Annotated in this window: 22 protein-coding genes and 1 tRNA gene; 16 read left to right on the top strand and 7 right to left on the bottom strand. The window is 52.6% G+C overall.

Annotation, left to right across the window (positions count from 1 at the left end):
- Positions 1–88: 88 nt before the first annotated feature.
- A complete protein-coding gene (locus tag OGX96_RS09195; RefSeq protein WP_020996692.1) occupies positions 89–628 on the bottom strand; it encodes a DUF2058 domain-containing protein in 540 nt (179 codons plus the stop codon).
- Positions 629–1000: 372 nt separating this feature from the next.
- Here OGX96_RS09195 and OGX96_RS09190 point away from each other — a divergent pair, with 372 nt between their 5' ends.
- Entirely contained in the window at positions 1001–2899 is a 1899-nt protein-coding gene (locus OGX96_RS09190) for a methyl-accepting chemotaxis protein (RefSeq protein ID WP_267445400.1), read from the top strand.
- A 186-nt stretch (positions 2900–3085) separates the two neighbouring features.
- A complete protein-coding gene (locus OGX96_RS09185; protein WP_186413131.1) occupies positions 3086–3718 on the top strand; it encodes an ECs1377 family protein in 633 nt (210 codons plus the stop codon).
- Positions 3719–3764: 46 nt separating this feature from the next.
- On the opposite strand, the gene OGX96_RS09180 is transcribed toward OGX96_RS09185, so the two are convergent.
- A tRNA-Arg gene (locus OGX96_RS09180) sits at positions 3765–3839 on the bottom strand.
- 75 nt (positions 3840–3914) lie between these two features.
- Complete coding sequence (locus OGX96_RS09175) at positions 3915–4856, bottom strand: formate/nitrite transporter family protein (protein WP_003834842.1); 942 nt, start codon at positions 4854–4856, stop codon at positions 3915–3917.
- A gap of 288 nt (positions 4857–5144) precedes the next feature.
- Here OGX96_RS09175 and mlaA point away from each other — a divergent pair, with 288 nt between their 5' ends.
- Positions 5145–5900, top strand: coding sequence for a phospholipid-binding lipoprotein MlaA (gene mlaA / locus OGX96_RS09170; protein ID WP_003028190.1), 756 nt, complete (start codon positions 5145–5147; stop codon positions 5898–5900).
- A 59-nt stretch (positions 5901–5959) separates the two neighbouring features.
- Here the strand turns inward: mlaA and fadL are convergent, their stop codons facing one another.
- A complete protein-coding gene (gene fadL / locus OGX96_RS09165; RefSeq protein ID WP_020996688.1) occupies positions 5960–7291 on the bottom strand; it encodes a long-chain fatty acid transporter FadL in 1332 nt (443 codons plus the stop codon).
- 371 nt (positions 7292–7662) lie between these two features.
- On the opposite strand from fadL, the gene OGX96_RS09160 reads away from it, so the two are divergent.
- The 4 genes from OGX96_RS09160 (at position 7663) to sixA (ending at position 12276) form a co-directional block, all read left to right on the top strand.
- Positions 7663–7947 (top strand): YfcZ/YiiS family protein, encoded by a 285-nt coding sequence (locus OGX96_RS09160; protein ID WP_003834838.1) that lies wholly within the window; start codon positions 7663–7665, stop codon positions 7945–7947.
- Positions 7948–8124: 177 nt separating this feature from the next.
- Positions 8125–9435: an acetyl-CoA C-acyltransferase FadI gene (fadI, locus tag OGX96_RS09155; RefSeq protein WP_063940574.1), complete on the top strand. Its 1311-nt coding sequence runs from the start codon at positions 8125–8127 to the stop codon at positions 9433–9435.
- Positions 9435–11582, top strand: a complete 2148-nt coding sequence (gene fadJ, locus OGX96_RS09150) for a fatty acid oxidation complex subunit alpha FadJ (protein ID WP_198801508.1) — start codon at positions 9435–9437, stop codon at positions 11580–11582. The genes fadI and fadJ overlap by 1 nt, the downstream gene beginning before the upstream one ends.
- A gap of 208 nt (positions 11583–11790) precedes the next feature.
- Positions 11791–12276, top strand: coding sequence for a phosphohistidine phosphatase SixA (gene sixA / locus OGX96_RS09145; protein WP_003028179.1), 486 nt, complete (start codon positions 11791–11793; stop codon positions 12274–12276).
- A 74-nt stretch (positions 12277–12350) separates the two neighbouring features.
- Here the strand turns inward: sixA and smrB are convergent, their stop codons facing one another.
- The gene (smrB, locus tag OGX96_RS09140; protein WP_003839296.1) at positions 12351–12902 is read right to left on the bottom strand and encodes an endonuclease SmrB; all 552 of its coding nucleotides are present in this window, start codon (positions 12900–12902) and stop codon (positions 12351–12353) included.
- 166 nt (positions 12903–13068) lie between these two features.
- Between smrB and prmB the strand changes: the two genes are divergently transcribed.
- Genes prmB through OGX96_RS09110 form a run of 6 tightly spaced genes read left to right on the top strand, consistent with a single transcriptional unit; the run spans position 13069 to position 17619 of the window.
- Entirely contained in the window at positions 13069–14001 is a 933-nt protein-coding gene (gene prmB, locus OGX96_RS09135) for a 50S ribosomal protein L3 N(5)-glutamine methyltransferase (RefSeq protein ID WP_003028173.1), read from the top strand.
- Positions 14002–14040: 39 nt separating this feature from the next.
- The gene (gene aroC, locus OGX96_RS09130; protein ID WP_003834825.1) at positions 14041–15126 is read left to right on the top strand and encodes a chorismate synthase; all 1086 of its coding nucleotides are present in this window, start codon (positions 14041–14043) and stop codon (positions 15124–15126) included.
- Between the two features lie 3 nt (positions 15127–15129).
- Entirely contained in the window at positions 15130–15954 is an 825-nt protein-coding gene (gene mepA, locus OGX96_RS09125) for a penicillin-insensitive murein endopeptidase (RefSeq protein WP_032944099.1), read from the top strand.
- Complete coding sequence (locus tag OGX96_RS09120) at positions 15954–16763, top strand: sulfite exporter TauE/SafE family protein (protein WP_003834821.1); 810 nt, start codon at positions 15954–15956, stop codon at positions 16761–16763. The genes mepA and OGX96_RS09120 overlap by 1 nt, the downstream gene beginning before the upstream one ends.
- Positions 16763–17311, top strand: coding sequence for an elongation factor P hydroxylase (locus tag OGX96_RS09115; RefSeq protein ID WP_003834819.1), 549 nt, complete (start codon positions 16763–16765; stop codon positions 17309–17311). Before OGX96_RS09120 ends, OGX96_RS09115 begins: the two co-directional genes overlap by 1 nt.
- A 32-nt stretch (positions 17312–17343) precedes the next feature.
- Entirely contained in the window at positions 17344–17619 is a 276-nt protein-coding gene (locus OGX96_RS09110) for a YfcL family protein (RefSeq protein ID WP_003028163.1), read from the top strand.
- A gap of 114 nt (positions 17620–17733) precedes the next feature.
- Here the strand turns inward: OGX96_RS09110 and mnmC are convergent, their stop codons facing one another.
- Positions 17734–19734, bottom strand: coding sequence for a bifunctional tRNA (5-methylaminomethyl-2-thiouridine)(34)-methyltransferase MnmC2/FAD-dependent 5-carboxymethylaminomethyl-2-thiouridine(34) oxidoreductase MnmC1 (mnmC, locus tag OGX96_RS09105; protein ID WP_198801509.1), 2001 nt, complete (start codon positions 19732–19734; stop codon positions 17734–17736).
- Positions 19735–19893: 159 nt separating this feature from the next.
- On the opposite strand from mnmC, the gene fabB reads away from it, so the two are divergent.
- Positions 19894–21114: a beta-ketoacyl-ACP synthase I gene (fabB, locus tag OGX96_RS09100; protein ID WP_008785363.1), complete on the top strand. Its 1221-nt coding sequence runs from the start codon at positions 19894–19896 to the stop codon at positions 21112–21114.
- Between the two features lie 230 nt (positions 21115–21344).
- On the top strand, positions 21345–22523 hold the full coding sequence (locus tag OGX96_RS09095) for an MFS transporter (protein ID WP_198801510.1): 1179 nt from the start codon (positions 21345–21347) through the stop codon (positions 22521–22523).
- Here the strand turns inward: OGX96_RS09095 and flk are convergent.
- Positions 22520–23521: a flagella biosynthesis regulator Flk gene (flk, locus tag OGX96_RS09090; RefSeq protein WP_008785362.1), complete on the bottom strand. Its 1002-nt coding sequence runs from the start codon at positions 23519–23521 to the stop codon at positions 22520–22522. The two genes, OGX96_RS09095 and flk, sit on opposite strands and share 4 nt — an antisense overlap.
- A gap of 108 nt (positions 23522–23629) precedes the next feature.
- Between flk and pdxB the strand changes: the two genes are divergently transcribed.
- A complete protein-coding gene (pdxB, locus tag OGX96_RS09085) occupies positions 23630–24766 on the top strand; it encodes a 4-phosphoerythronate dehydrogenase PdxB (protein WP_198801511.1) in 1137 nt (378 codons plus the stop codon).
- Positions 24767–24806: the final 40 nt, after the last annotated feature.

Genomic DNA, 24806 nt, shown 5'->3' with positions numbered 1-24806 from the left:
AGAAGAGCGGTTGACGGTATTTCGGTGGCGGCGCTAGCGTTCACCGAAATACGCGACGGAACTCCGGGTGATTATCGGGGTGTTTTTCTTACCACATCAAATCGTCAGGAATGACAAAATCAGCATACGGATCGTCTTCGTCCTTCGCTTCCTGGCTCAGTTCGCAATTGAGAACAATATAGCTTGCATCGCGCTGGGCAATCTTGTCGGCGACAACAGCCGGGATAATGGCGTATTCGCTCTCGCTGCTGCTTTCAGCCGTCAGGCGGGCAATGGCCAGACGGCCCTTGATCAACTGAGACTGGGTTACTTTATCAACATAAACTTTTTTGATCAGGTTATTATCGGTAAAGTTGTAACCAATATCGCCACGGGAAATGGTGATTTTGTTCATTTCAATCAGTTGCTTGATCTGCGCTTTGTATTCTTTAGACAATGCGGCCTGCTTCTGCTGTTCGCTGAGCTGCTTATCACGCTCGACCTGTGCTTTTTTATTTTCTTCAACCGCTTCTCTGGCTTCACGAGCCTGAACGCGCGATTTTTTCGCCGTTCTCTGCACTTTCGCCATTTTTTTGCTGCTGACCAGACCTGCTTTAAGCATCTGTTCTTGTAGGGTAAGTTTTGTCATTGTCGCTTCTAATCCAAAAAATCGTTGTAAGGATTATAACCTTAACGTTCGGCGGGACGCCAGAATGATGGCCGCGCCATGGCTGTTATCTCGGGCTGCTGTCATTGTCCTGTGCTTCTCTCTCTATCTGAATCAGTTGATGATTACCTGATTCTTTAATAAAAAATAATATGCCAAATAAGTTAGCAAAATGGAGCATAGATTCGCATGTGTTAATTATTTAGAGTTTTATTCTAATTGAAGTAATTAAATAGAGTTATCTTGGCAAAAATTTAATCTAAAAAACAAACAGTTGCCCATTGTTCAAATTTAAAGAGCCGCTTCTTTACGCCGATAACCGTAATGAATATGTGGATAATGGAGGGAAGTGGCATGTGGTGGGTTTATCGAATGCCGATGAAAATGAAGTTAATAATTGCGCTACAACCATTATTACTGGCGTTATGTTGGTTTGCTGGTTCAGGAATATTAACGCGCATTGAGACAGAACGGCAGATGGAGAATATTGCCCAACTGACAGCGCTCGCACGCAGTGCCGGAAATGTAGTGCATGAATTGCAAAAAGAACGCGGCATGAGTGTCGGGTTTCTGGGGGCTGAAGGGAAGACGTTCAAAGATGAGTTAAACGCACAGCGGACTTTGACCGATCGCGAGATCGAGATATTTGTGCGGTCACTGTCCGATACTGCCTTACCGGAAGGGGATGTCGCCACTTCTGTCGCTGCGTTTAAGAAAAATATTCTTTCGCTCGCTACCATCCGCGAAAACGTCACGCAGTTGGGGCTTCCGGCTTCAGATGTGGTTAAGTTTTATACCAACGTCATTGCTGATGTGCTGAATTTTGTGGGTAGATTGGGGCAGTTGACGGATTCTGGTGAGATGGCAAACGCATTCGCCGCCTACTACAACCTGCTGAATTTGAAAGAACAGGCGGGTATTGAACGGGCGCTGTTATCAAATATCTTTTCCTCCGGTCATTTCGCCGACGGACAGTTACATCAACTCAGTGATGTCGTCAGTAAACAGAACGTTTGGTTGGCAGAATCGTTACGCCTGAGTTCACCGGAACAGGCGACCATGTTGAAAAGCCGCTTACAGTCAGCAGAAGCGTCAAAAGCCCTCTCATTTCGCGAGATCGCGTTTAACCATGTCGAGAACGGTGGATTTGGTGTCGATCCTACTACCTGGTTTAAAGTACAAACCCAGCGTATTGAAGTGATGCGGCAGATAGAAAATGTGACGGCGAATCGTCTGTTGGCGAATGCAGAAAAACTCGCGCAGGATGCACGAAAAAACTGGCAAATATATATGGCTGTTAGCCTGTTAGCGCTCCTGGCATCATTGACGTTCGCTGGGGCCATCGCAATCAATATGCACCGTCAGTTTAGTGACACGCTACGCAAGATTGCGGGTATGAATGGCGATCTGACTCAACGTCTGGCGACCCCGGGCAAAGATGAGCTTTCCTCACTTAATCGTGCCTATAACACGATGCTGGAAAGTATTCAGCATATCGTACAGGAGATTAAGCAAGGCTCTGTGGTTTTGTCCGATGCCAGCAGCAGTATTACGGCGGGAAATCAGGATCTGGCTCAACGTACAGATGAACAGGCTGCATCAATAGTAGAAGCTGTGGCCAGTATGGAGCAGCTATCAACTGCGATTACGCAAACAGCGGATAATGCCCGCGAAGCTGAGCATCTGACAATCAGACTGGAAAAAGAGGTCCGACAGGCCAGTAACGTTGCCAGTGCGGCGAACCAGAGCATGGGGGATATTCGCGCTTCCAGTGAGAAAATCTCGAATATTGTGACCTCGATTGATGATATTTCGTTTCAGACTAACTTACTGGCGCTGAATGCGGCAGTGGAAGCTGCACGTGCTGGAGAGATGGGCAGGGGGTTTGCTGTCGTAGCCAGTGAAGTGAGAAATCTTTCGCAGCGTTGCGCCAAAGAGGCTAACCAAATCCGTGAGCTGGTCGCGCAGAATATGGTCAAAATTAGTGAGGGTGTTGAGCGGGTTACTGCATCTGCTACCGCGCTGGAAGCCGCGGCGGATAATACCACCAGTATGAAGCAATATATTGCGGATATCGCTCGTGTGGCGACGGAGCAGTCACAAGGGGTAACCCAGATAAACCTGGCATTGCGACCGATGGAACAGGTCACACAGCAAAATGCGGCGTTGGTATCTCAGGCTGCGAGCGACAGCCAGCGGCTGGACAATCTGTCGGCAACCATGAAGGATCTGGTTAACCGTTTTGTTGTCTGACGTGACGCCCTTTAACCGACCCGGACAACATACCGGGTCGGTTAGTTGTCGTATCCTCATGGTGAGGATACGAGGGAAGATTGGTCAGGCACTTTCAGTGGGTTAGAAAAAGATTTCTGACACAGGGATGTCGTCGCTGGTAAAGTGAGCAACCAATACCGAGATCTGGCCAGAAGGGAATTCAGTGTGACCGAGCGTATTGATTATCAGGCTGAAAAATACAGTTTTACTGAGGCGACAGAGTGTTCCCGTCTTACCGGCCAGTGGGCTGATGTTATTGCTGAATGCCGGGAAATGAAGGCGGGGCCCCAAGAACGTCTGCGTATTGCTTTATTGAATGTGGACTACGTGACCAGCTTTGAGCTGCCTTTCCGCTTGTTATTACTCCGTACTCCACAACTGATTGCCAGCGTGCGTGAAGAGCTGCAGCTTAGTCAGAAAAACGTCATCTTTAACGGCAAACGCTTTGGTTGTGTTTACAGCCTGAAAGCGAGTCTCGGTGGGATACCGGATGAATTTCAGTACCACCTGTCACATCGCATCCGGCGCATTAGTCCTGCAGGTTCAAGCGAAGCGCCATATCAGCAGATTGCTAAAACAGTAAAAGCGCCGCGTGAACGTCTGAAGCTGGCACTGGAATCGGGCCTTGATGTTACTGCGCTGGACGGGCTTTTCTGGTTTGGCAGCCAGCGTATTGCCGCTGATGTGTTGAGGCTGAGAAAAGCAGGGATGCGGATAGCGACAAAGCAGACAATGGTGTCCGACAATCTTACTGCAACAGTGAGGAATGTGCCGTTTTACCGCCTGGCCCAGGGATGAACTGACTGGTAAATGAAAGAATTTTGACTGGATGCCTAAGAATTCATGGTGTCCCCTGCAGGAATCGAACCTGCAACTAGCCCTTAGGAGGGGCTCGTTATATCCATTTAACTAAGGGGACGAAGCGGCACGAGTATAGCGTTTTTTACTCACAACGGTAAGTCTCAGGCCGCCCGACTGCTCAAACAGTCACCATTCAGGCCTGTTTTTTCTGGTTTTTCTGCTTTTGCTCATCACGCTTTGCTTGCAACCTGGCTTCTTCCTTGCGTTTGTTGCTCATATCATTGCGGATCTGCGCATGGCTCATTAGCGCGAAAATAAACGTTCCGCCACAGATATTCCCGGCGAGCGTTGGTAGCGCAAAGGGCCAGAAAAAATCACTCCAGTGCAGCGTGCCATTAAAGACCAAATAGAGAATTTCCACCGAGCCGACGACGATATGTGTGGTATCACCGAGGGCAATCAGCCAGGTCATCAGAATAATGACCACAATTTTTGCCGCTCCGGCGGCGGGAAACATCCACACCATGGTGGCAATTAACCAGCCAGAAATGATGGCGTTGGAAAACATCTCTGTTGGCGTATTTTTCATCACATCCATGCCGATTTTGACAAAAGCATCGCGGGTCTCTTCATCAAAAATCGGCATATGTTCAAAGGCCCATGCGGCAACCCCGGTGCCAATAATATTACCCAGCAGAACCACGCTCCACAGGCGCATCAACAGGCCAAAATTGCCGAGGGTAGGGTTTTGCATCACCGGCAGTACAGCGGTGACGGTATTTTCGGTAAAGAGTTGCTGGCGGGCCATAATGACAATAATAAAGCCGAAGGTATAACCGAGGTTCTCGAGTAAAAATCCCCCTGGCACGCCTTCCAGCTGTACGTGAAAAATCCCTTTTGCCAGTAGCGAGGCGCCCATCGACAGTCCTGCTGCGATTGCTGACCACAGTAGCGCCATCGCATCACGCTCCATCTCTTTCTCCCCATCCTGGCGAATATGTTCATGGATTGCCATGGCGCGGGAGGGGAGTCTGTCCTCATCAAGCTCTATCTTTTTCCCTGTTAGCTTTTCATCGCTTTCCACCTCGAGTTCGTCGCTGTGTCGATCGATCTTATCTTTCTTGATGTCATTCATGGCCGAATCCTGAATAAGCACGTATTGCTAAAGCGTAGCGGCTTTTGTCTGAAAATCAGCGGGAGAAAGTCTGAGATAGCAAAAATAGTAACGTTTGTTTTTATCGGGTTAGTTAGAATAGAACCGCCGCGGAGTGCGCATTACCAGGCTATGATCAAATCAGTAAGACAGGGTATATAGACATCATTTGACGTGCTGTTACAATCGCTCACATCTAAACAGGCGGATACGTCATCGTTCCGTCATGGATGGCAATCAGCGATAGCCATAAAACACAGGGAGACACTTATGAAGCTTCGCCTGTCGGCGCTTGCGCTGGGAACCACACTTTTGGTGGGGTGTGCGAGCTCCGGTACTGAACAGCAGGGGCGTTCGGACCCATTTGAAGGGTTCAACCGCACCATGTACAACTTCAACTTTAATGTTTTAGATCCATACGTTGTAAGACCCGTAGCTGTTGCCTGGCGTGACTATGTTCCGCAGCCGGCGCGTAATGGTTTAAGCAACTTTACGGGGAACCTTGAAGAGCCGGCCGTCATGGTCAACTATTTCCTGCAAGGCGATCCTTATCAGGGGATGGTGCACTTTACCCGTTTCTTCCTGAATACCCTGTTAGGTATGGGCGGCTTTATCGATGTGGCAGGTATGGCTAATCCGAAGTTGCAGCGCGTTGAACCACACCGCTTTGGCAGCACGTTAGGCCACTATGATGTTGGTTACGGGCCGTATATGCAGCTTCCGTTCTACGGTAGTTTCACGCTGCGTGATGACGGTGGTGATATGGTCGATACGCTGTATCCGGTACTGTCCTGGCTGACCTGGCCGTTGTCGATAGGCAAATGGACGGTTGAAGGGATTGAAACTCGCGCGCAATTGCTCGACTCTGACGGTCTGCTGCGTCAGTCTTCCGATCCTTACATCATGGTGCGTGAAGCTTACTTCCAGCGTCATGACTTTATTGCGAACGGCGGGAAACTCAAACCAGAAGAAAACCCGAACGCGAAAGATATTCAGGATGATTTAAAAGAGATCGATTCTGAGTAAGGAATTGGGCAAATAAAAAGGTGAGCTAAAAAGCTCACCTTTTTTACGTCTGAAGAAAATCAGAATGCGTAGTTCAAGTTCATACCGTACAACCAGGCTTTCCCTTCAGATTCAAAGGAGTATGGGCCTTCTTCGAATTTCACTTTCTGACCGTGCATATAAGAGATGCCAACATCCAACGATGCATCCTTATTAAAGGCGTAGGTTGTACCCGCGCTCAGCCAGAAGCGGTCCTGATCCGGAATAGAGATGGAACGACGGTTTGCCGGAACCGGGCTATCATCAAAGGCGATACCGGTACGGAACGTCCAGGTATCATCATAGTAATAGGTAGTACCGAGCGCGATGCGATAAGAGTCTTTGAAGCCTTCTTCTTTATAGAACAAGGTTTGGCCGTTGTTGCCTTTTGCTTTCAGCTCCTGGAACTGACTCCAGCTGGTATAAGCCATACTGTAGTGAACCGCCCACTGTGGTGCAACGCGGTTATAGCCTGAAAACTCCCACATTTCTGGCAGGTTCAGATCAAGTGAACCATCGATCGTACTGCCGTTGGTTCCTGCTGGCAGGCTGGCGAACACCGGACGCAACTGCGCAGGAATACGGTCCATTGATGGCAGATTGCTGCGGTAATCACCGTTGAAGTCAATTTTTACTTCAGAACGGTAGGTGAAACCGTAGCGGTTATCTTTATCTACTTCATAAAGAAGGCCAGCATTCCAACCGAAGCCCCACTCGTCACCTTTCAGGCGCGCAATCTGTGTATCTGCCGGATATTGCGCGGCCAGTGATGGAGGAATTCTGCCCCCGGAGCCTGCAACGATCTGCTGTGGTAAATCGCCAGCATAGCGTTCAAGCTTCGCTTTTGCATAGACGGCGTTTAAACCGAGACCGAAGCTAAAATGATTGTTCAGGCGATAAGCACCGCTCAGGTTTAGATTGAGCGTTTCCAGATCGGTTTTTCCGCCCATCGAGCCTGCTGTGTAATTATTGTTAAACTCCGTAGCCAGGCCGTAGTTAGAGGTGACTGAGGCCCCCCAACCAAACTGATCGTTAATCGGAGCAACAAAATGCACGTTCGGTATCCAGGCTGTTGGGGCGATATTATCCTGGCTGGCGTCATTGCCAATACGCGAGCGACCGGAAATATCTACATCCGGGTCAACGAAAATTGCACCTGCTGAGAAAGTAGGGCGATCGAACATCATAATCAGCGCCGGGTTACGACTGGCGTTACCTGCATCATCTGCAATTGCGCCTTCACCCGAATATGCCCGGCCAAGGCCAGAGGAAGAAAATTCGTTTAACTGAAAGCCTGCAGACCAGGCCTGTGTGGAGATAATTGCCACTGCGACTGCGAGAGCAGACTTTGTAAACAGGGTTTTCTGGCTCATGACCATAACCTCATAGATTTATTTTTATACAAACAATGTTACATGCCGTAACAGGAGCGCGAAGTGTAGGGTCTGAGGTACGACTTAGAAATCAGACCAGTGGCGTGAGTATAGGTCGGACCAGCTGGAATGTTGCAAGTATGTTTATAAATATTTTCAAATTTGATCAGAGAAACGCGATCCAGCTGGCAAAATTGCGGGGGTGCGCACTCACCTGTTTGGGCGATTTTTGTTTTAGATCATTTTTAAGTGTGATTTCGGTCACTTATCGCATTTCATACAATTAACGACTGGAGAGGCGAATAATGGGAGCGTAAAATATCCCTATCGTTTATCTGGCACCTCAGGTGCGAATACAGAGGAAATCTACAATGAGTAAATGCAGTGCTGATGAAACCCCGGTTTGCTGCTGTATGGATGTTGGAACCATCATGGACAACTCCGATTGCACCGCGTCCTACAGCCGTGTGTTCGCGAACCGCGCAGAGGCAGAAGAAACGCTGGCTGCTCTGACCGAAAAGGCGCGTGGCGTGGAATCTGAGCCTTGCCAAATCACCTCGACCTTTACTGAAGAGTCAGAAGGTGTGCGTCTGGATATCGACTTTGTTTTTGCCTGTGAAGCTGAAACGCTGATCTTCCAGCTGGGCCTGCGTTAATCCCCCTCTGCAAAAGCCCTTGCTATCAGATAGCAAGGGCTTTTTCGTAACTGTCAGTGATTATTCACTGTGTCTTAGCTCCCACTTTCTTTTCTCTCCGCTTGGCTAAATGTAAATAATTGGTTAAGACTATGATCAGGTCAGACCACTTATTTTATTTTTTTACAGGGGAGTGTTATGAGTCAGGCTTTACCGCTGGTTACCCGCCAGGGCGACCGTATTGCCATTGTAAGTGGGTTGCGTACGCCATTTGCTCGTCAGGCTACCGCGTTTCATGGCATTCCCGCCGTTGATTTAGGAAAAATGGTCGTCGGTGAGCTGCTGGCGCGCAGCGAAATACCTGCTGATGTGATTGAGCAACTGGTTTTTGGTCAGGTAGTGCAAATGCCTGAAGCGCCAAATATTGCTCGTGAAATCGTGCTGGGAACCGGCATGAATGTGCATACGGATGCCTATAGCGTAAGCCGAGCCTGCGCGACCAGTTTTCAGGCAGTGGCGAATGTCGCGGAAAGCCTGATGGCGGGGTCTATTCGTGCGGGAATTGCGGGTGGTGCGGACTCCTCGTCAGTCTTGCCTATTGGCGTTAGTAAAAAGCTGGCGCGGGTGCTGGTGGATGTTAATAAGGCCCGGACTACCGGTCAACGCCTTAAACTCTTTTCCCGACTGCGTTTACGTGACCTGATGCCTGTGCCGCCAGCCGTCGCTGAGTATTCCACCGGTTTGCGTATGGGGGATACGGCTGAGCAAATGGCCAAAACCTATGGTATTACCCGAGAACAGCAGGACGCTCTGGCGCACCGCTCTCATCAGCGTGCCGCTCAGGCGTGGGCTGAGGGAAAGCTGGCAGATGAGGTAATGACTACCTACGCGCCACCGTTTAAAGATCCTTTTTCAGAAGATAACAATATTCGCGGTAACTCTACGCTGGCCGATTACGCCAAACTACGTCCGGCGTTTGACCGCAAGCACGGCACTGTCACCGCAGCAAACAGTACCCCGCTAACGGACGGTGCAGCCGCCGTGATCATGATGACGGAGTCGCGTGCGAAAGAGTTGGGGCTGGTGCCGCTGGGATACTTGCGTAGTTTTGCTTTTACCGCCATCGATGTCTGGCAGGACATGCTGCTGGGACCAGCGTGGTCAACGCCGCTAGCCCTGGAGAGAGCGGGTCTGACGATGGCAGATTTAACGCTGATCGACATGCATGAAGCTTTTGCCGCACAAACGCTGGCGAATCTTCAGTTGTTGGGTAGCGAACGTTTTGCCCGCGACGTGCTGGGCAGAGCACATGCCACTGGCGAAGTTGATGACAGTAAATTTAACGTGCTGGGTGGATCGATTGCCTATGGACACCCCTTCGCCGCTACCGGTGCGCGCATGATTACCCAAACCCTCCATGAGTTACGACGTCGTGGCGGTGGTTTTGGTTTAGTGACCGCCTGTGCAGCTGGTGGTTTGGGTGCAGCCATGGTTCTGGAGGCGGAATAATGGAAATGGCATCGGCTTTTACACTAAACGTACGTCTGGATAACGTTGCTGTTGTCACTATTGATGTGCCCGGAGAGAAAATGAACACCCTGAAAGCGGAGTTTGCTTCTCAGGTACGGGCCATTCTGAAACAAATCCGCGATAACAAAGCATTGCGTGGTGTGGTGTTTATTTCGGCTAAACCCGATAACTTCATTGCCGGGGCAGATATCAACATGATTGGTAGCTGTCGCAGCGCGCAGGAAGCCGAAACGCTGGCCCGTCAGGGGCAGCAGATGATGGCGGAAATTAATGCCTTGCCGATCCCGGTTATCGCCGCGATTCATGGCGCATGCCTCGGCGGTGGCCTGGAGATGGCGCTGGCGTGCCACAACCGTATTTGTACCGATGATGTTAAAACCGTTCTGGGTTTACCGGAAGTACAGCTTGGCTTGTTGCCCGGCTCCGGTGGTACGCAGCGGCTGCCGCGCTTGATTGGCGTAAGTACCGCACTGGATATGATCCTCACCGGAAAACAATTACGCGCAAAACAGGCGCTGAAAGTTGGTTTAGTGGATGAAGTTGTACCGCATTCCATTTTGCTGGAAGCAGCCGTTGAACTGGCTAAAAAGGACAGTTCTGCGCATCGAACACTGCCCGTGAGAGAGCGAGTGCTGGCGGGGCCGCTGGGGCGGGCGCTGTTGTTCCGCATGGCCAGTAAAAAGACGGCGCAAAAAACGCAAGGTAACTACCCTGCAACAGAACGTATCCTTGAGGTTATAGAAACCGGGCTAGCGCAAGGCAGCAGTAGCGGTTACGACGCTGAGGCACGTGCGTTTGGTGAACTGGCTATGACATCCCAGTCTCAGGCGCTACGGCACATCTTTTTTGCCAACACCGATGTGAAAAAAGATCCCGGAAGTGATGCGAAACCTGGCCCGCTAAACAGCGTAGGTATTTTGGGCGGCGGTCTGATGGGCGGCGGTATTGCCTACGTGACGGCCTGTAAAGGCGGCTTGCCTGTGCGCATCAAAGATATAAACGCTAAGGGAATCAACCACGCGCTGAAGTACAGCTGGGATCAGCTTGAAACGAAGGTTCGCCGCCGTCATATCAAAGCCAGCGAACGCGATAAACAGCTGGCGCTGATTTCGGGATCAATCGACTACCGTGGCTTTGCGCATCGCGATCTAATTATTGAAGCCGTGTTTGAAGATCTGTCGCTAAAACAACGGATGGTGGCAGAAGTTGAGCAAAATTGCGCACCTCATACCATTTTTGCTTCTAACACCTCATCTTTGCCCATTGGCGATATTGCTGCGAACGCTGCAAGGCCCGAACAAGTGATTGGTTTACACTTTTTTAGTCCGGTGGAAAAAATGCCGTTGGTCGAAGTGATCCCGCATGCCACGACCTCTGAGCAGACGATTGCAACTACCGTTAAGTTAGCGAAAAAACAGGGTAAAACGCCGATAGTGGTCAGAGATAAGGCCGGCTTTTACGTTAACCGCATTTTAGCGCCTTATATTAACGAAGCGATTCGCATGTTGACCGAAGGCGAGCGGGTCGAAACCATAGACGCCGCGCTGGTTAAGTTTGGTTTTCCAGTTGGGCCAATCCAACTTTTGGATGAGGTCGGAATTGATACGGGCACTAAAATTATACCAGTGCTTGAGGCTGCATATGGAGAACGTTTTAGCGCGCCTGCAAATGTTGTTGCTTCAATTTTGAATGACGATCGCAAAGGTAGAAAAAATGGTCGGGGTTTCTATCTTTATGGTGCGAAAGGGCGTAAAAGCAAAAAACAGGTCGACCCTGCAATTTATACGCTTATTGGCGTCCAGGGTCAGGGCCGACTTACCGCTGCGCAGATAGCAGAGCGGTGCGTTATGTTAATGCTCAATGAAGCAGCCCGTTGTTTCGACGAGAAGATAGTCCGCAGCGCACGTGATGGCGACATCGGCGCTGTATTTGGTATTGGTTTTCCGCCATTCCTCGGCGGCCCGTTCCGGTATATGGATTCTCTCGGCGCGGGTGAAGTGGTTGCGGTTCTGCAACGGCTGACCACGCAGTACGGCTCGCGGTTTACACCGTGTGAGCAGTTATTGCAGATGGCGGAACGCAGTGAAAGATTCTGGAATATTGGGGAAACTGACCTGAATTCATGAGGTCAAAGGTAGGATGAATCCGCACTGAATGTATGGGTCGCGCTCAAAATGTAAACAGAGATTGACTATACTTACGCCGTTGAGGTAAAAAACAGCGTTTCATTCGGTGAATGGATAAGGCACAATGCCGGCCACCATATCGTTACCACAGCCAATAGGGGCTGTGAATAAAGGTAGTGGTGATTCTGGTTAACAAAAGCGGTGCAATATGCAAGTTTTTATCATGCGTCACGGCGACGCGGCCCTCGATGCCGCCAGTGATTCGGTTCGTCCCTTAACCTCCTGTGGTTGTGACGAATCTCGCCTGATGGCGAACTGGCTGAAAGGTCAAAAAGTGGATATCGAACGTGTTCTGGTGAGCCCGTTCCTACGAGCCGAACAAACGCTGGATGTGGTGGGGGAGTGTATGAACCTGCCAACCGGTGTTGATGTTTTGCCGGAGCTGACTCCCTGCGGCGATGTCGGTCTGGTCAGCGCCTATTTACAGGCTCTGGCCAATGAAGGTATCGCCACGGCACTGGTTATCTCTCACTTGCCTTTAGTGGGATATCTGGTGTCTGAGCTTTGCCCAGGTGAAACACCGCCGATGTTTACCACATCAGCGATTGCCAGCGTTACGCTTGATGAGAGCGGGAAGGGTACTTTTAACTGGCAGATGAGCCCGTGTAACCTGAAAATGGCAAAAGCGATTTAAACAGGCCGGATAAGGCGCAGCCGCCACCCGGAAAATCAAAGAGCCGCAAATGCGGCTCTTTTTGTTTTTTTGCATCACGGAAGTTCGGGCGGTAGCCACTCTTCCACTTCAATCAGCACCAGCAGCGCGGCGTCGCCACCGTACTCTTTCGGTGCCTGATGAAAGGCCATTACGTGCGGATGCTGGGCCAGCCAGAGCGGCGTCTGCTGTTTCAGAATATGTTTTCCGTGGCCATGCATCACGCAGGCGCAAAATACATGCTCACGGCGACAGGCGGCAATCAGCGCGCCTAACTCTTGTTTGGCCTGTTGCTGGGTCAGCCCATGCAGATCGAGAAACAGCTCCGGAGAGTAATCGCCACGGCGCATTTTCTTCAGCTCGAAATGGCTGACGTCGGCGCGCAGGTATCTTACCGGGCCGTCCGTATTCAGCAGCGGCTGAAACTCATCCGAGAAATAGTGGCTGGCATCAGCCTGCTCCTGTAGCAGTCTTTTAACCGGAACCTCGGCAATTTTTTTACGTGGAGGTCGGTGAACAATGGTGTCCTGTTTAATTTTACGCGTGCCGGTCATCAGCTGGCGAAACAGCGTCTGATCCTCCTCGCTGAGCGATGTTTTCTTTTTCATTCGAGAGTCTCAACTTTTATTTTCCGTTAGTTTAACCCGACTCGGCGGGCATCCGATCGCTTAAAACGCAATTTTCGCGTTCAGGCCCCGTGTGAATGCTGATTTATCGCCGTCTTCGTGGCAAACTAGCCGCCGAAATTAATACGAGCATGCCCTGGAGGAATACGTGGATAAAATTTTCGTCGATGAAGCAGTGAGTGAACTGCATACCATTCAGGACATGTTGCGTTGGGCGGTCAGCCGTTTTAGCGCGGCGAACATCTGGTATGGCCATGGTACGGATAACCCATGGGACGAGGCCGTACAACTGGTGCTGCCGTCACTTTATTTGCCGTTGGATATTCCAGAAGATATGCGTACCGCGCGTCTGACCTCCAGCGAGCGTCATCGTATTGTTGAACGCGTGATTCGCCGCGTCAACGAGCGCATTCCGGTTGCTTATCTGACCAACAAAGCCTGGTTCTGCGGGCATGAATTTTATGTTGATGAACGCGTGCTGGTTCCACGTTCACCGATTGGCGAGCTTATCAATAACCGCTTTGCGGGCCTTATTAATGAGCAACCGCAGCATATCCTCGATATGTGTACTGGCAGCGGCTGTATTGCCATTGCCTGCGCGTATGCCTTCCCGGAAGCCGAAGTCGATGCGGTGGATATTTCCACTGACGCGCTGGCGGTGACCGAACACAATATTGAAGAACACGGCCTGATCCATCACGTCACGCCGATCCGTTCCGATCTGTTCCGCGATCTGCTGAAAGTCCAGTATGACCTGATTGTGACCAACCCGCCGTATGTCGATGCGGAAGATATGTCCGATCTGCCAAACGAATATCGCCACGAACCTGAGCTGGGTCTGGCGTCCGGCAGCGATGGGCTGAAACTTACCCGCCGCATTCTGGGGAACGCCCCGGACTACCTGTCAGATAACGGTATTCTGATTTGTGAAGTCGGAAACAGCATGGTACATCTGATAGAGCAATATCCGGATGTACCGTTCACCTGGCTGGAGTTTGACAACGGCGGTGACGGCGTATTCATGCTGACCAAAGAGCAGTTAGTTGCTGCTCGCGAGCACTTCAGCATTTATAAAGACTAATTACACGCGCACATACACAACACGCATAACGGAGCCGTGATGGCAGGAAACACAATTGGGCAACTCTTTCGCGTAACCACTTTCGGCGAATCACACGGGCTGGCGCTCGGTTGTATTGTCGATGGTGTTCCGCCGGGCATTTCTCTGACAGAAGCTGACCTGCAGCACGATCTCGACAGACGCCGTCCGGGCACATCGCGCTACACTACGCAGCGTCGTGAGCCGGATCAGGTGAAAATCCTCTCCGGGGTGTTCGAGGGCGTTACCACTGGCACCAGCATTGGCCTGCTGATCGAAAATACCGATCAGCGTTCACAGGATTATGGCGCGATTAAGGACGTTTTTCGTCCGGGACACGCCGACTATACCTATGAGCAAAAATATGGCCTGCGCGACTACCGTGGCGGCGGACGTTCATCCGCACGTGAAACGGCGATGCGCGTGGCGGCCGGAGCGATAGCCAAAAAATATCTGGCGGAAAAATTCGGCGTTGAGATTCGTGGCTGCCTGACGCAGATGGGTGATATTCCGCTGGAGATCAAAGACTGGTCCCAGGTGGAACTTAACCCGTTCTTTTGCCCGGACCCGGATAAACTCGAAGCGCTGGACGAACTGATGCGCGGGCTGAAGAAAGAAGGTGACTCAATCGGAGCGAAGGTGACCGTTGTTGCACGCGGTGTACCTGCGGGTCTCGGCGAACCTGTATTCGACCGCCTGGATGCCGACATCGCCCATGCGCTGATGAGCATTAACGCCGTTAAGGGCGTTGAGATTGGCGATGGATTTGACGTTGTTGCGCTGCGCGGCAGTCAGAACCGTGACGAAATCACCAAAGAAGGTTTCCAGAGTAACCATGCGGGCGGCATTCTGGGCGGGATCAGCAGCGGGCAACAAATCATTGCTCATATGGCGCTGAAACCGACGTCCAGCATTACCGTTCCTGGGCGCACTATTAACCGCTTTGGTGAAGAAGTCGAAATGATCACTAAAGGTCGCCACGATCCGTGCGTTGGGATCCGCGCCGTACCGATCGCCGAGGCGATGCTGGCGATCGTATTGATGGATCACCTGCTGCGTCAGCGGGCGCAAAATGCGGACGTGAAGACCGATATTCCACGCTGGTAAGAAATGAAAAAAACGGCACTTGCGGCGCTGGCTCTGTTTGCCAGTACCGCCTGTCTGGCGGCGACGCCCTGGCAGAAAATTACCCATCCGGTTGCAGGAAGTGCGCAGTCTATCGGCGCATTTTCCAATGGCTGTATTGTTGGCGCTGATACGCTGCCTGTACAGTCAGAACATTATCAGGTGATGCGTACCGATCAGCGTCGTTACTTTGGCCATCCGGATCTGGTGAGGTTTATCCAGCGTCTGAGTTATCAGGCCAATAGTCAGGGACTGGGCACGGTGTTAATCGGCGATATGGGGATGCCGGCCGGTGGGCGTTTCAATGGCGGTCACGCCAGCCACCAGACGGGACTGGATGTGGATATTTTCCTGCAACTGCCGAAAACGCGCTGGACCCAGTCGCAACTGCTGCGGCCGCAGGCGTTAGATCTGGTCTCACAGGATGGCAAACGTGTTGTGCCGTCACTGTGGAAACCGGAGATTTTCAGCCTGATCAGGCTGGCTGCAAAAGATAATGAAGTAACGCGTATTTTCGTGAATCCGGCGATTAAGCAACAACTTTGTCTGGATGCAGGGACCGACAGGGACTGGTTGCGTAAAGTGCGGCCGTGGTTCCAGCATCGTGCGCATATGCACGTGCGGTTACGTTGCCCTGCCGACAGCCTTGAGTGCGAAGATCAACCGTTACCGCCACCGGGTGACGGCTGTGGCGCAGAGCTGCAAAGCTGGTTCGAACCTCCAAAACCTGGAACCACCAAGCCTGAGAAGAAGACACCGCCGCCGTTGCCGCCTTCCTGCCAGGCGCTACTGGACGAGCATGTACTCTAATGGATCATTTTGCCTCTCTGTTTATGGTGTCGCCACTGCTGTTAGGTGTGCTTTTTTTTGTGGCGATGCTGGCAGGTTTTATTGATTCTCTGGCCGGAGGTGGTGGTCTACTCACCATCCCGGCATTGATGGCGGCCGGGATGCCACCTGCGCAAGCGCTGGCAACCAATAAGCTGCAAGCCTGCGGGGGATCTATCTCTTCCTCCCTCTATTTTATTCGTCGGGGTGTGGTTAATCTGGCGGATCAGAAGCTCAACATCTTCATGACCTTTATCGGCTCAATGAGTGGCGCGCTGTTGGTTCAGCACGTGCAGTCAGATGTTCTGCGCCAGATCCTGCCAGTATTGGTTATCTGTATTGGCCTTTACTTTCTGTTGATGCCGAAAATCGGGGAAGAGGACCGACAGCGCCGACTGCACGGTTTGCCTTTCGCGCTGGTGGCCGGGGGCTGCGTCGGCTTTTACGATGGCTTTTTTGGTCCGGCGGCAGGGTCATTCTACGCGCTGGCCTTTGTCATGCTGTGCGGATACAACCTGGCGAAATCGACGGCCCACGCCAAAGTATTAAATGCCACATCGAATATCGGTGGGTTGTTGCTGTTTGCCCTCGGCGGCAAAGTGATTTGGGCGACAGGTTTTGTGATGCTCATTGGCCAGTTTATTGGCGCACGGATGGGCTCTCGACTGGTACTCAGCAAAGGACAAAAACTCATTCGGCCAATGATCGTTATTGTCTCCGCCGTGATGAGCGCCAAGCTACTTTATGATAATCATGGACAGGAGATTCTCCACTGGCTGGGGATGAACTAATGAATAATACGCATCACTACGAACAGTTAATTGAGATTTTTAACGGCTGCTTTGCCGATGAATTTAATACCCGTCTGATTAAAGGCGACGACGAACCGATCTATCTTCCAGCGGATGCGGAATTACCGTATCACCGTATCGTTTTTGCGCATGGTTATTACGCCAGTGCGTTACACGAAATTTCACACTGGTGTATCGCCGGTAAAGCCCGTCGTGAACTGGTCGATTTCGGTTACTGGTACTGCCCGGACGGACGCGACGCGAAGACACAATGCCAGTTTGAAGATGTGGAAGTGAAGCCGCAGGCGTTTGACTGGTTGTTTTGCATGGCGGCGGGCTACCCGTTTAACGTCAGTTGCGACAATCTGGAAGGGGACTTTGAACCGGATCGCGTGGTATTCCAGCGCCGTGTTCATGCTCAGGTGATGGAGTACCTGGAAAAGGGGATCCCTGAACGTCCGGCGCGTTTCATTAACGCGTTACAGAATTATTATCACACGCCTGAACTTACGGCGGAACAATTCCCGTGGCCCGAAGCGCTCAACTGAAGCCGCTGCCACGTTTACAATGAGGAAATAAGATGATCGCGGAGTTTGAATCACGCATTCTGGCATTAATCGACGATATGGTAGAGCACGCCAGCGATGATGAGTTGTTTGCCAGTGGCTATTTGCGTGGGCACCTGACGCTGGCTGTGGCTGAGCTGGATGCTGGCGAGGACCATTCCGCTGAGGCATTGTACGCCAATGTGACCAGCAGCCTGGAAAAAGCCATCAGCGCAGGCGAACTCTCGCCGCGTGACCAGGCGTTAGTGAAAGAGATGTGGGACACACTGTTCCAGAAGGCAACGCAATAATAATTGCAGTGGATTGTGCCGGATGGCGACGCGAAGGCGTCTTATCCGGCCTACGCGGACGGGGGTTGTAGGCCGGATAAGCGTAGCGCCATCAGGCAATGGCGAGATGGTATCTTATTTCACCGCTTTACCCTTCAATAACTTCCTCACCCACAGACGATTCGGATTCAGCGCTGCCAGCGTGCTGGCATCCATGGGTATAGGTTCATCGCTCATTTGCGATACCAGAATTTCTGCACACAGCGGGGCAGTACACAGCCCGCGCGAGCCCAGTGCACCTAACATAAATAAATCGGAATACACCGGGGCGTTTACGGCGTGCTCTTTGTCTTCGGCAAGAGTGGCATACTGGCTGAGCGTAGCGTCATAATCCGCGACGTTGCCGACCATTGGCATGTGATCGCGCGTGGCGCAGCGCACTCCACAACGGGCAGCATTGCCACTAACGTCTACTTCTTTTGCCCACGAGGCATTCGGGAAACAATCTATTAAGCGCTGACGGTTTTGCTGCTGATCGTCCGCGCGATACACCGTTTCTTCACTTCCGCGATGATAGCTGGCGCCAATGCAGTGCTGCTGGTTTTGCGGGTTGTGCGGCGTGAGGTAGCCGTCATAGCACAGCACCTGACGCAGCGCTGAAAGCGAAGGCGTGGTAGGAATGTGACTCACCTGACCGCCTACGGAGTAGACCGGTAGCGACTGCGTCTGCTCAACGCCGTTAATGCGATGCCCGTTAGCCAGAACCACCGCAGCGTGAGTGGCGGTTTCGCCACTGGCAAACGTCAATTGCCAGTGTTCTGTCTGCCGAGACAGCGAGGCCAGCGTATGTTGATACCGGGTGCGTAATCCCAGCGTTGCGGCGTAGTCGAATACGGCGGCGGTTAATTGTGCCGGACACAGCCATCCTCCGGCAGGGTACTGAATCCCGCCGCATCCGGTTTCTACGCCGGTCGTTTGTAAAACCTGCTCTGCGTTAACGCTGACGGCGAGCGCATCGGGCAATTCAAGGGACAGCATTTGAGCGATTTTCTGCTGGCTTTTATCATCCCACGCCAGTTGCGTCACACCGCACCAGTCATGCGCGAACTCAACGGGGAGGGCGTCATACAGTCGACGAGCGAAGGTAAACGCGGTGGGGAAAAAGAGATTAATGGCCGCGTCATGCTTGCTGAGTAGCGGATAAAGCGCGCCCTGGCGATTGCCGGAGGCACCCCCGGCTGGATTATCGTCGGCGCAATAGAGTGTGACCTGCCAGCCGCGACGCAGTAACGCCAACGACAGCAATGCGCTGGCAATCCCCCCGCCAATAATGGCGGCTTCGCGTTTATCTGTTCCGGAACGTGCAAACCAGGGAGCCGATGAAGGGAGCGTCAGCGTCTGTTCCATTACGCCACAGAGCATTTCACGTTTGCGACCAAAGCCTTTGCATTTTTGCATCGTAAACCCGGCTTCCTGCAACCCCCGACGCACAAAGCCCGCTGAGGTAAAGGTCGCCAGCGTACCGCCGGGACGAGCCAGACGGGCCATTGCGTTAAACAGCGTTGGCGTCCACATATCCGGATTTTTTGCCGGTGCGAAACCGTCCAGAAACCAGGCGTCCACTTTTTGATTCAGGGAGTCATCGAGCTTACTGGTCAGTTCGTTAATATCGCCAAACCACAGATCCAGCGTGACTCGTCCTTCATCAAGGAGCAGGCGATGGCATCCCGCCAACGGCAGCGGCCATTGCTCTTGCAGCGCCGTGGCCCATGGGGCAAGTTCTGGCCAGTGCTGATGAGCTAAGGTGAGATCTTCACGTGTTAGCGGATATTTTTCAAAACTGATGAAATGTAATCTTTCCAGGGTAGCTTCAGGATGGGTATCGCGAAAATCGGTAAATGCCTGCCAGAGCGTCAGGAAGTTAAGTCCGGTGCCAAACCCGCTTTCTGCCACCACGAAGAGGGGACGTGAATGCGCAGGGAATCGCTGGGCGAGATGATTCCCGCCGAGAAAGACGTAACGTGTCTCTTCCAGCCCGTTATCATTAGAAAAATAGACATCGTCAAAATCTCGGGAAACAGGTGTACCCTCAGCGTTGAATTCAAGGTTTGCAGGTTGTATAGCGTATTGTTTCACGTAAGTTACTCGTCTGGCAGGCTGTGCCCCGATCTTAGCGATGAGTGCCTGGCTGCGCAAATTTCCACATTAAATGGCTGATCGGACTTGTTCGGCGTACAAGTGTACGCTATTGTGCCACTCGAAACTTTAAAATAGTGCGACTTACAGAGGTATTGAATGAAACGTGCAGTGATTACTGGCTTGGGCATCGTTTCCAGCATCGGTAATAACCAGCAGGAAGTCCTGGCATCTCTGCGTGAAGGACGTTCAGGGATCACTTTCTCTCAGGAGCTGAAGGACTCCGGCATGCGTAGCCACGTTTGGGGCAACGTAAAACTGGATACCACTGGCCTCATTGACCGCAAAGTAGTGCGCTTTATGAGCGACGCATCCATCTATGCATTCCTTTCTATGGAACAGGCAGTGGCTGATGCCGGCCTTGCAGCAGAAGATTACCAGAACAACCCGCGCGTTGGCCTGATTGCAGGTTCCGGCGGCGGTTCCCCGCGTTTTCAGGTGTTCGGTGCTGACGCAATGCGTAGCCCGCGTGGTCTGAAAGCGGTTGGCCCGTATGTGGTCACCAAAGCGATGGCGTCCGGCGTTTCTGCCTGCCTCGCAACGCCGTTCAAAATCCACGGCGTAAACTACTCTATCAGCTCTGCCTGTGCGACATCTGCGCACTGTATCGGTAACGCGGTAGAACAAATTCAGCTGGGCAAACAGGACATCGTTTTTGCTGGCGGCGGCGAAGAGCTGTGCTGGGAAATGGCGTGTGAATTCGACGCCATGGGCGCGCTGTCTACCAAATACAACGATGCACCGGAAAAAGCTTCCCGTACCTATGACGCACACCGTGACGGTTTCGTTATTGCAGGCGGCGGCGGTATGGTCGTGGTTGAAGAGTTGGAACACGCGCTGGCACGTGGCGCGCACATCTATGCGGAAATCGTCGGTTACGGCGCAACATCCGATGGCGCAGACATGGTTGCTCCGTCTGGCGAAGGCGCAGTACGTTGCATGCAAATGGCGATGCACGGTGTAGACACCCCGATCGACTACCTGAACTCTCACGGTACCTCTACCCCGGTAGGCGACGTGAAAGAGCTGGGGGCAATTCGTGAAGTGTTTGGCGACAACAGCCCGGCAATCTCTGCGACTAAAGCCATGACCGGCCACTCCCTGGGCGCAGCTGGCGTACAGGAAGCTATCTACTCTCTGCTGATGCTGGAACACGGCTTTATCGCGCCGAGCATCAACATTGAAGAGCTGGATGAGCAGGCGGCAGGTCTGAACATCGTGACCAAACCGACCGAGCAGGCGCTGACTACCGTGATGTCCAACAGCTTCGGCTTTGGCGGCACTAACGCAACGCTGGTTATGCGTAAGCTGAAAGCATAAGACAGTGTGCCGGATCTTATATCCGGCTCATGCTGTACAGTAAAGGGAGCCGTCAGTCTCCCTTTTTTATATCGTTGACAATCGATCGGGTTTACAGGCAGACTCCAGCTTCAACATTATCCTCTTGATAATGCGTAAGCGTTTAACGTTATCCAACGCACCTTAATCCTGATAGTCAGGTAGAGGGGGCGTGGACATTCCTCGCCTTACTCTGCATTTTGGAGTAACGCATGACAGCTGTAACCCAACAAGAAAAAACACCTTCGGCGAACTTTTCGCTGTTTCGTATCGCTTTTGCAGTTTTCCTGACCTATATGACGGTCGGTCTCCCTTTGCCCGTGATTCCTCTGTTTGTGCATCAGGAACTGGGCTATGGCAACACCATGGTCGGTATCGCCGTAGGTGTACAGTTTCTGGCAACGGTATTAACGCGCGGCTACGCCGGGCGCTTAGCCGATCAATATGGTGCTAAACGCTCGGCGCTACAGGGGATGTTTGCCTGTGGGCTGGCGGGAGCGGCGTGGCTTTTAGCCGCGCTATTGCCTGTTTCTGTCCCTGTAAAATTTGCGTTGTTAATCGTCGGGCGTTTGATCCTCGGCTTTGGCGAAAGCCAACTGCTCACCGGTACGCTGACCTGGGGGTTGGGGCTGGTCGGCCCAACACGCTCCGGTAAGGTGATGTCGTGGAACGGAATGGCGATTTACGGTGCGCTGGCCGCTGGTGCACCGCTGGGCCTGTTGATCCACAGCCACTTTGGCTTCGCGGCGCTGGCGGGAACGACGATGGTATTACCGTTGCTGGCATGGGCATTCAACGGCTCCGTGCGTAAAGTGCCTGCGCATGCAGGAGAACGTCCTTCGTTATGGAGCGTGGTGGGGCTTATCTGGAAACCGGGCCTAGGCCTGGCGCTGCAGGGCGTTGGCTTTGCGGTGATCGGTACCTTTATTTCACTCTATTTTGTCAGCAACGGCTGGACGATGGCGGGGTTCACCCTGACTGCGTTTGGTGGGGCGTTTGTGCTGATGCGCATTCTGTTTGGCTGGATGCCGGACCGTTTCGGCGGTGTGAAGGTCGCCGTTGTCTCTTTGCTGGTGGAAACTGCGGGGCTGATTTTGCTGTGGCAGGCCCCATCGGCCTGGATTGCGCTGCTCGGGGCGGCATTAACCGGGGCCGGGTGTTCGCTTATCTTCCCGGCATTGGGCGTCGAAGTGGTGAAGCGAGTGCCCGCGCAGGTTCGCGGTACGGCGCTGGGCGGTTACGCCGCGTTTCAGGATATCTCCTACGGTATAAGCGGTCCGGTCGCCGGGGTGCTGGCCACCGCGTACGGTTATCCCTCAGTGTTCCTTGCCGGGGCGATATCCGCCGTGGTGGGGATTATTGTAACGTTGCTTACGCTGCGTAAAGGTTAAGCGACCAGCCAGAAAATGGCTAACGCAATTATCAACGCAACAAACAGCAGTCCCGGTCGTGCCGACAGAGATTTAACCGTTTCAATCATCGGCGCGAACGGGCTGTAAATGGGCTGCAGATGACGCGGCTCGCTGAGCTCACGTTCTCGTTCCACGCGACGCAGGAAAATTTGATTGAGCAAGTCCTGCACCTGCACCGTGGTCAGAATCGATTGTGGTTGGATCTGATACGTTTGCTGTGCGTATTCTTTTATCGCTGTCAGCTCATTCGGCTCTAATGGCAGCTTCAGCGCCGCCTGGAGCGTTTGTAGCGTCGGTGCGCTTTGCAGGCTGAGCGTCTGGCGCGCCTGCAGCCAGGTGACCAGGTGCGTAAACTGTTTGGCAGGGATCAGCTCACCGCTTTTTACGCCAGACAACTCCAGCATCGACTGCCAGATCATCTTCCCGGATTCTCCCGTGGCCGCCGCCAGTTTGGTAACTAACTGGTTCAGCGTATTGTGCTCTGCGGGGAGCAAAGGGCGATCGGTAGCCGGGCGCTGCTGCGGCTGCGGTATCGACAGCTGTCCTTGTTGCAGCAGCGTGAGCACGTTCTTCAACTGCTCAGGCGTGAGCTGGCTGAGCGCCGTTTGCCCATACTGCTGACGGATAAAATCACTCACCGCCTGGCGATTATTTCCCTGGCTCAGTAATTCAGTGAGCTGCGAAAGCACCTGACGATTAACATGATTTTGCTGAGCAACCCCCAGTCGTTGGTTAAGGTTTTGCTCAGCGGCAGGAAAGTGACGTGATTGCAGCGGCGTATCACTTTTGACGCCCAGATCGTGCTTCATTCCGGCCCACACTTCAGCGCTTTGCTGCTGGGTGAGTGAAATCAAACGGGTAATTAGCCGTTCCAGCACAGTACGTTGTTGCGTGGATAGCGGTTGTTCACCCGCAGCGGAAGGGGCATTTTGGCCTTCGCCGGGAGGGCGTGCGGGCGTACCTGAAATGGGCTGCATCATCTCTGTTCCTTAAATCTGTGCTGACCAGGTCTCGCAGTATGCCTGGCGGCGAGATTATGGCACACTTGCCCGGTTAACTCTCGTTCTCAAACAGGTGCGAAAGACGTGAAAATCCTCGTTGATGAAAATATGCCCTATGCCCGCGAACTGTTCAGTCGTTTGGGGGAGGTCAAAGCGGTTCCCGGTCGTCCGATTCCCGTTGCTGAGCTGGATGATGCGGATGCTTTAATGGTGCGCTCGGTGACGAAAGTAAATGAATCACTGCTTGGCGGAAAACCGGTTAAATTTGTCGGTACGGCAACCGCTGGCACAGACCATGTGGATGACGCCTGGCTTGCGCAGGCGGGGATCGGTTTTTCCGCCGCGCCCGGTTGTAACGCAATAGCGGTCGTAGAATATGTTTTTTCAGCGTTACTGATGCTGGCGGAGCGCGACGGGTTTGCGTTACGCGATCGCACCGTAGGCATTGTGGGTGTGGGTAACGTGGGCGGGCGTTTGCAGGCGCGTCTGGAAGCGCTGGGGATCCGCACGCTGCTGTGCGATCCACCGCGAGCCGATCGCGGTGACGAAGGCAATTTCTGCTCGCTGGATGAACTGGTTGAGCAAGCCGATGTGCTGACTTTCCATACCCCACTGTTTAAAGACGGGCCGTACAAAACGCTGCACATGGCGGATGACGCGCTGATTAGCCGGTTGAAGTCGGGCACTATTCTGATCAACGCCTGCCGTGGGGCGGTCATCGACAATACGGCATTGCTGAACCGATTGAATGCCGGTCAGTCGCTGAGCGTTGTGCTGGATGTCTGGGAAGGAGAGCCGGATCTCAATGTGGCGTTGCTGGAGAAAGTCGATATCGGCACGGCGCACATTGCCGGGTATACCCTCGAAGGAAAAGCGCGTGGCACCACGCAGGTCTTTGAGGCCTATAGTAAGTTTATTGGTCACGAGCAGCACGTTGCGCTCAGTACCCTGTTACCCGCGCCGGAATTTGGTCGTATCACCCTGCATGGCCCGTTAGATCAGCCAACGCTGAAAAGGCTGGTGCATTTAGTGTATGATGTGCGCCGCGATGATGCGCCGCTGCGCAAAGTCGCTGGAATTCCGGGTGAGTTTGATAAACTGCGTAAAAATTACCTTGAGCGTCGTGAATGGTCGTCTTTATATGTGATGTGTGACGACGCAACGGCTGCTGCCTTATTGTGTAAGCTGGGTTTTAACGCTGTTCATCATCCGGCACATTAATGTCTTCTTAATGCTCCCTGTCGAATAATGCGACAGGGAC

This window comes from Citrobacter sp. Cpo100, from assembly GCF_030332595.1.
Classification (GTDB): Bacteria; Pseudomonadota; Gammaproteobacteria; order Enterobacterales; family Enterobacteriaceae; genus Citrobacter; species Citrobacter portucalensis.
Note: the sequence above shows the minus strand (reverse complement) of the source record. Positions and strands in the feature narration are given on the sequence as shown.

Excerpts from the sequence above, each read along its gene's own strand:
- mepA (WP_032944099.1), top strand. The coding sequence starts at position 15,130 with ATGAAAAAAACGGCACTTGCGGCGCTGGCTCTGTTTGCCAGTACCGCC.
- mlaA (WP_003028190.1), top strand. The coding sequence starts at position 5,145 with ATGAAGCTTCGCCTGTCGGCGCTTGCGCTGGGAACCACACTTTTGGTG.
- OGX96_RS09115 (WP_003834819.1), top strand. The coding sequence starts at position 16,763 with ATGAATAATACGCATCACTACGAACAGTTAATTGAGATTTTTAACGGC.
- fadJ (WP_198801508.1), top strand. The coding sequence starts at position 9,435 with ATGGAAATGGCATCGGCTTTTACACTAAACGTACGTCTGGATAACGTT.
- OGX96_RS09120 (WP_003834821.1), top strand. The coding sequence starts at position 15,954 with ATGGATCATTTTGCCTCTCTGTTTATGGTGTCGCCACTGCTGTTAGGT.
- OGX96_RS09110 (WP_003028163.1), top strand. The coding sequence starts at position 17,344 with ATGATCGCGGAGTTTGAATCACGCATTCTGGCATTAATCGACGATATG.
- OGX96_RS09160 (WP_003834838.1), top strand. The coding sequence starts at position 7,663 with ATGAGTAAATGCAGTGCTGATGAAACCCCGGTTTGCTGCTGTATGGAT.
- fadI (WP_063940574.1), top strand. The coding sequence starts at position 8,125 with ATGAGTCAGGCTTTACCGCTGGTTACCCGCCAGGGCGACCGTATTGCC.
- smrB (WP_003839296.1), bottom strand. The coding sequence starts at position 12,902 with ATGAAAAAGAAAACATCGCTCAGCGAGGAGGATCAGACGCTGTTTCGC.
- aroC (WP_003834825.1), top strand. The coding sequence starts at position 14,041 with ATGGCAGGAAACACAATTGGGCAACTCTTTCGCGTAACCACTTTCGGC.
- OGX96_RS09175 (WP_003834842.1), bottom strand. The coding sequence starts at position 4,856 with ATGAATGACATCAAGAAAGATAAGATCGATCGACACAGCGACGAACTC.
- OGX96_RS09095 (WP_198801510.1), top strand. The coding sequence starts at position 21,345 with ATGACAGCTGTAACCCAACAAGAAAAAACACCTTCGGCGAACTTTTCG.
- flk (WP_008785362.1), bottom strand. The coding sequence starts at position 23,521 with ATGCAGCCCATTTCAGGTACGCCCGCACGCCCTCCCGGCGAAGGCCAA.
- OGX96_RS09190 (WP_267445400.1), top strand. The coding sequence starts at position 1,001 with ATGTGGTGGGTTTATCGAATGCCGATGAAAATGAAGTTAATAATTGCG.
- fadL (WP_020996688.1), bottom strand. The coding sequence starts at position 7,291 with ATGAGCCAGAAAACCCTGTTTACAAAGTCTGCTCTCGCAGTCGCAGTG.
- sixA (WP_003028179.1), top strand. The coding sequence starts at position 11,791 with ATGCAAGTTTTTATCATGCGTCACGGCGACGCGGCCCTCGATGCCGCC.
- OGX96_RS09195 (WP_020996692.1), bottom strand. The coding sequence starts at position 628 with ATGACAAAACTTACCCTACAAGAACAGATGCTTAAAGCAGGTCTGGTC.
- fabB (WP_008785363.1), top strand. The coding sequence starts at position 19,894 with ATGAAACGTGCAGTGATTACTGGCTTGGGCATCGTTTCCAGCATCGGT.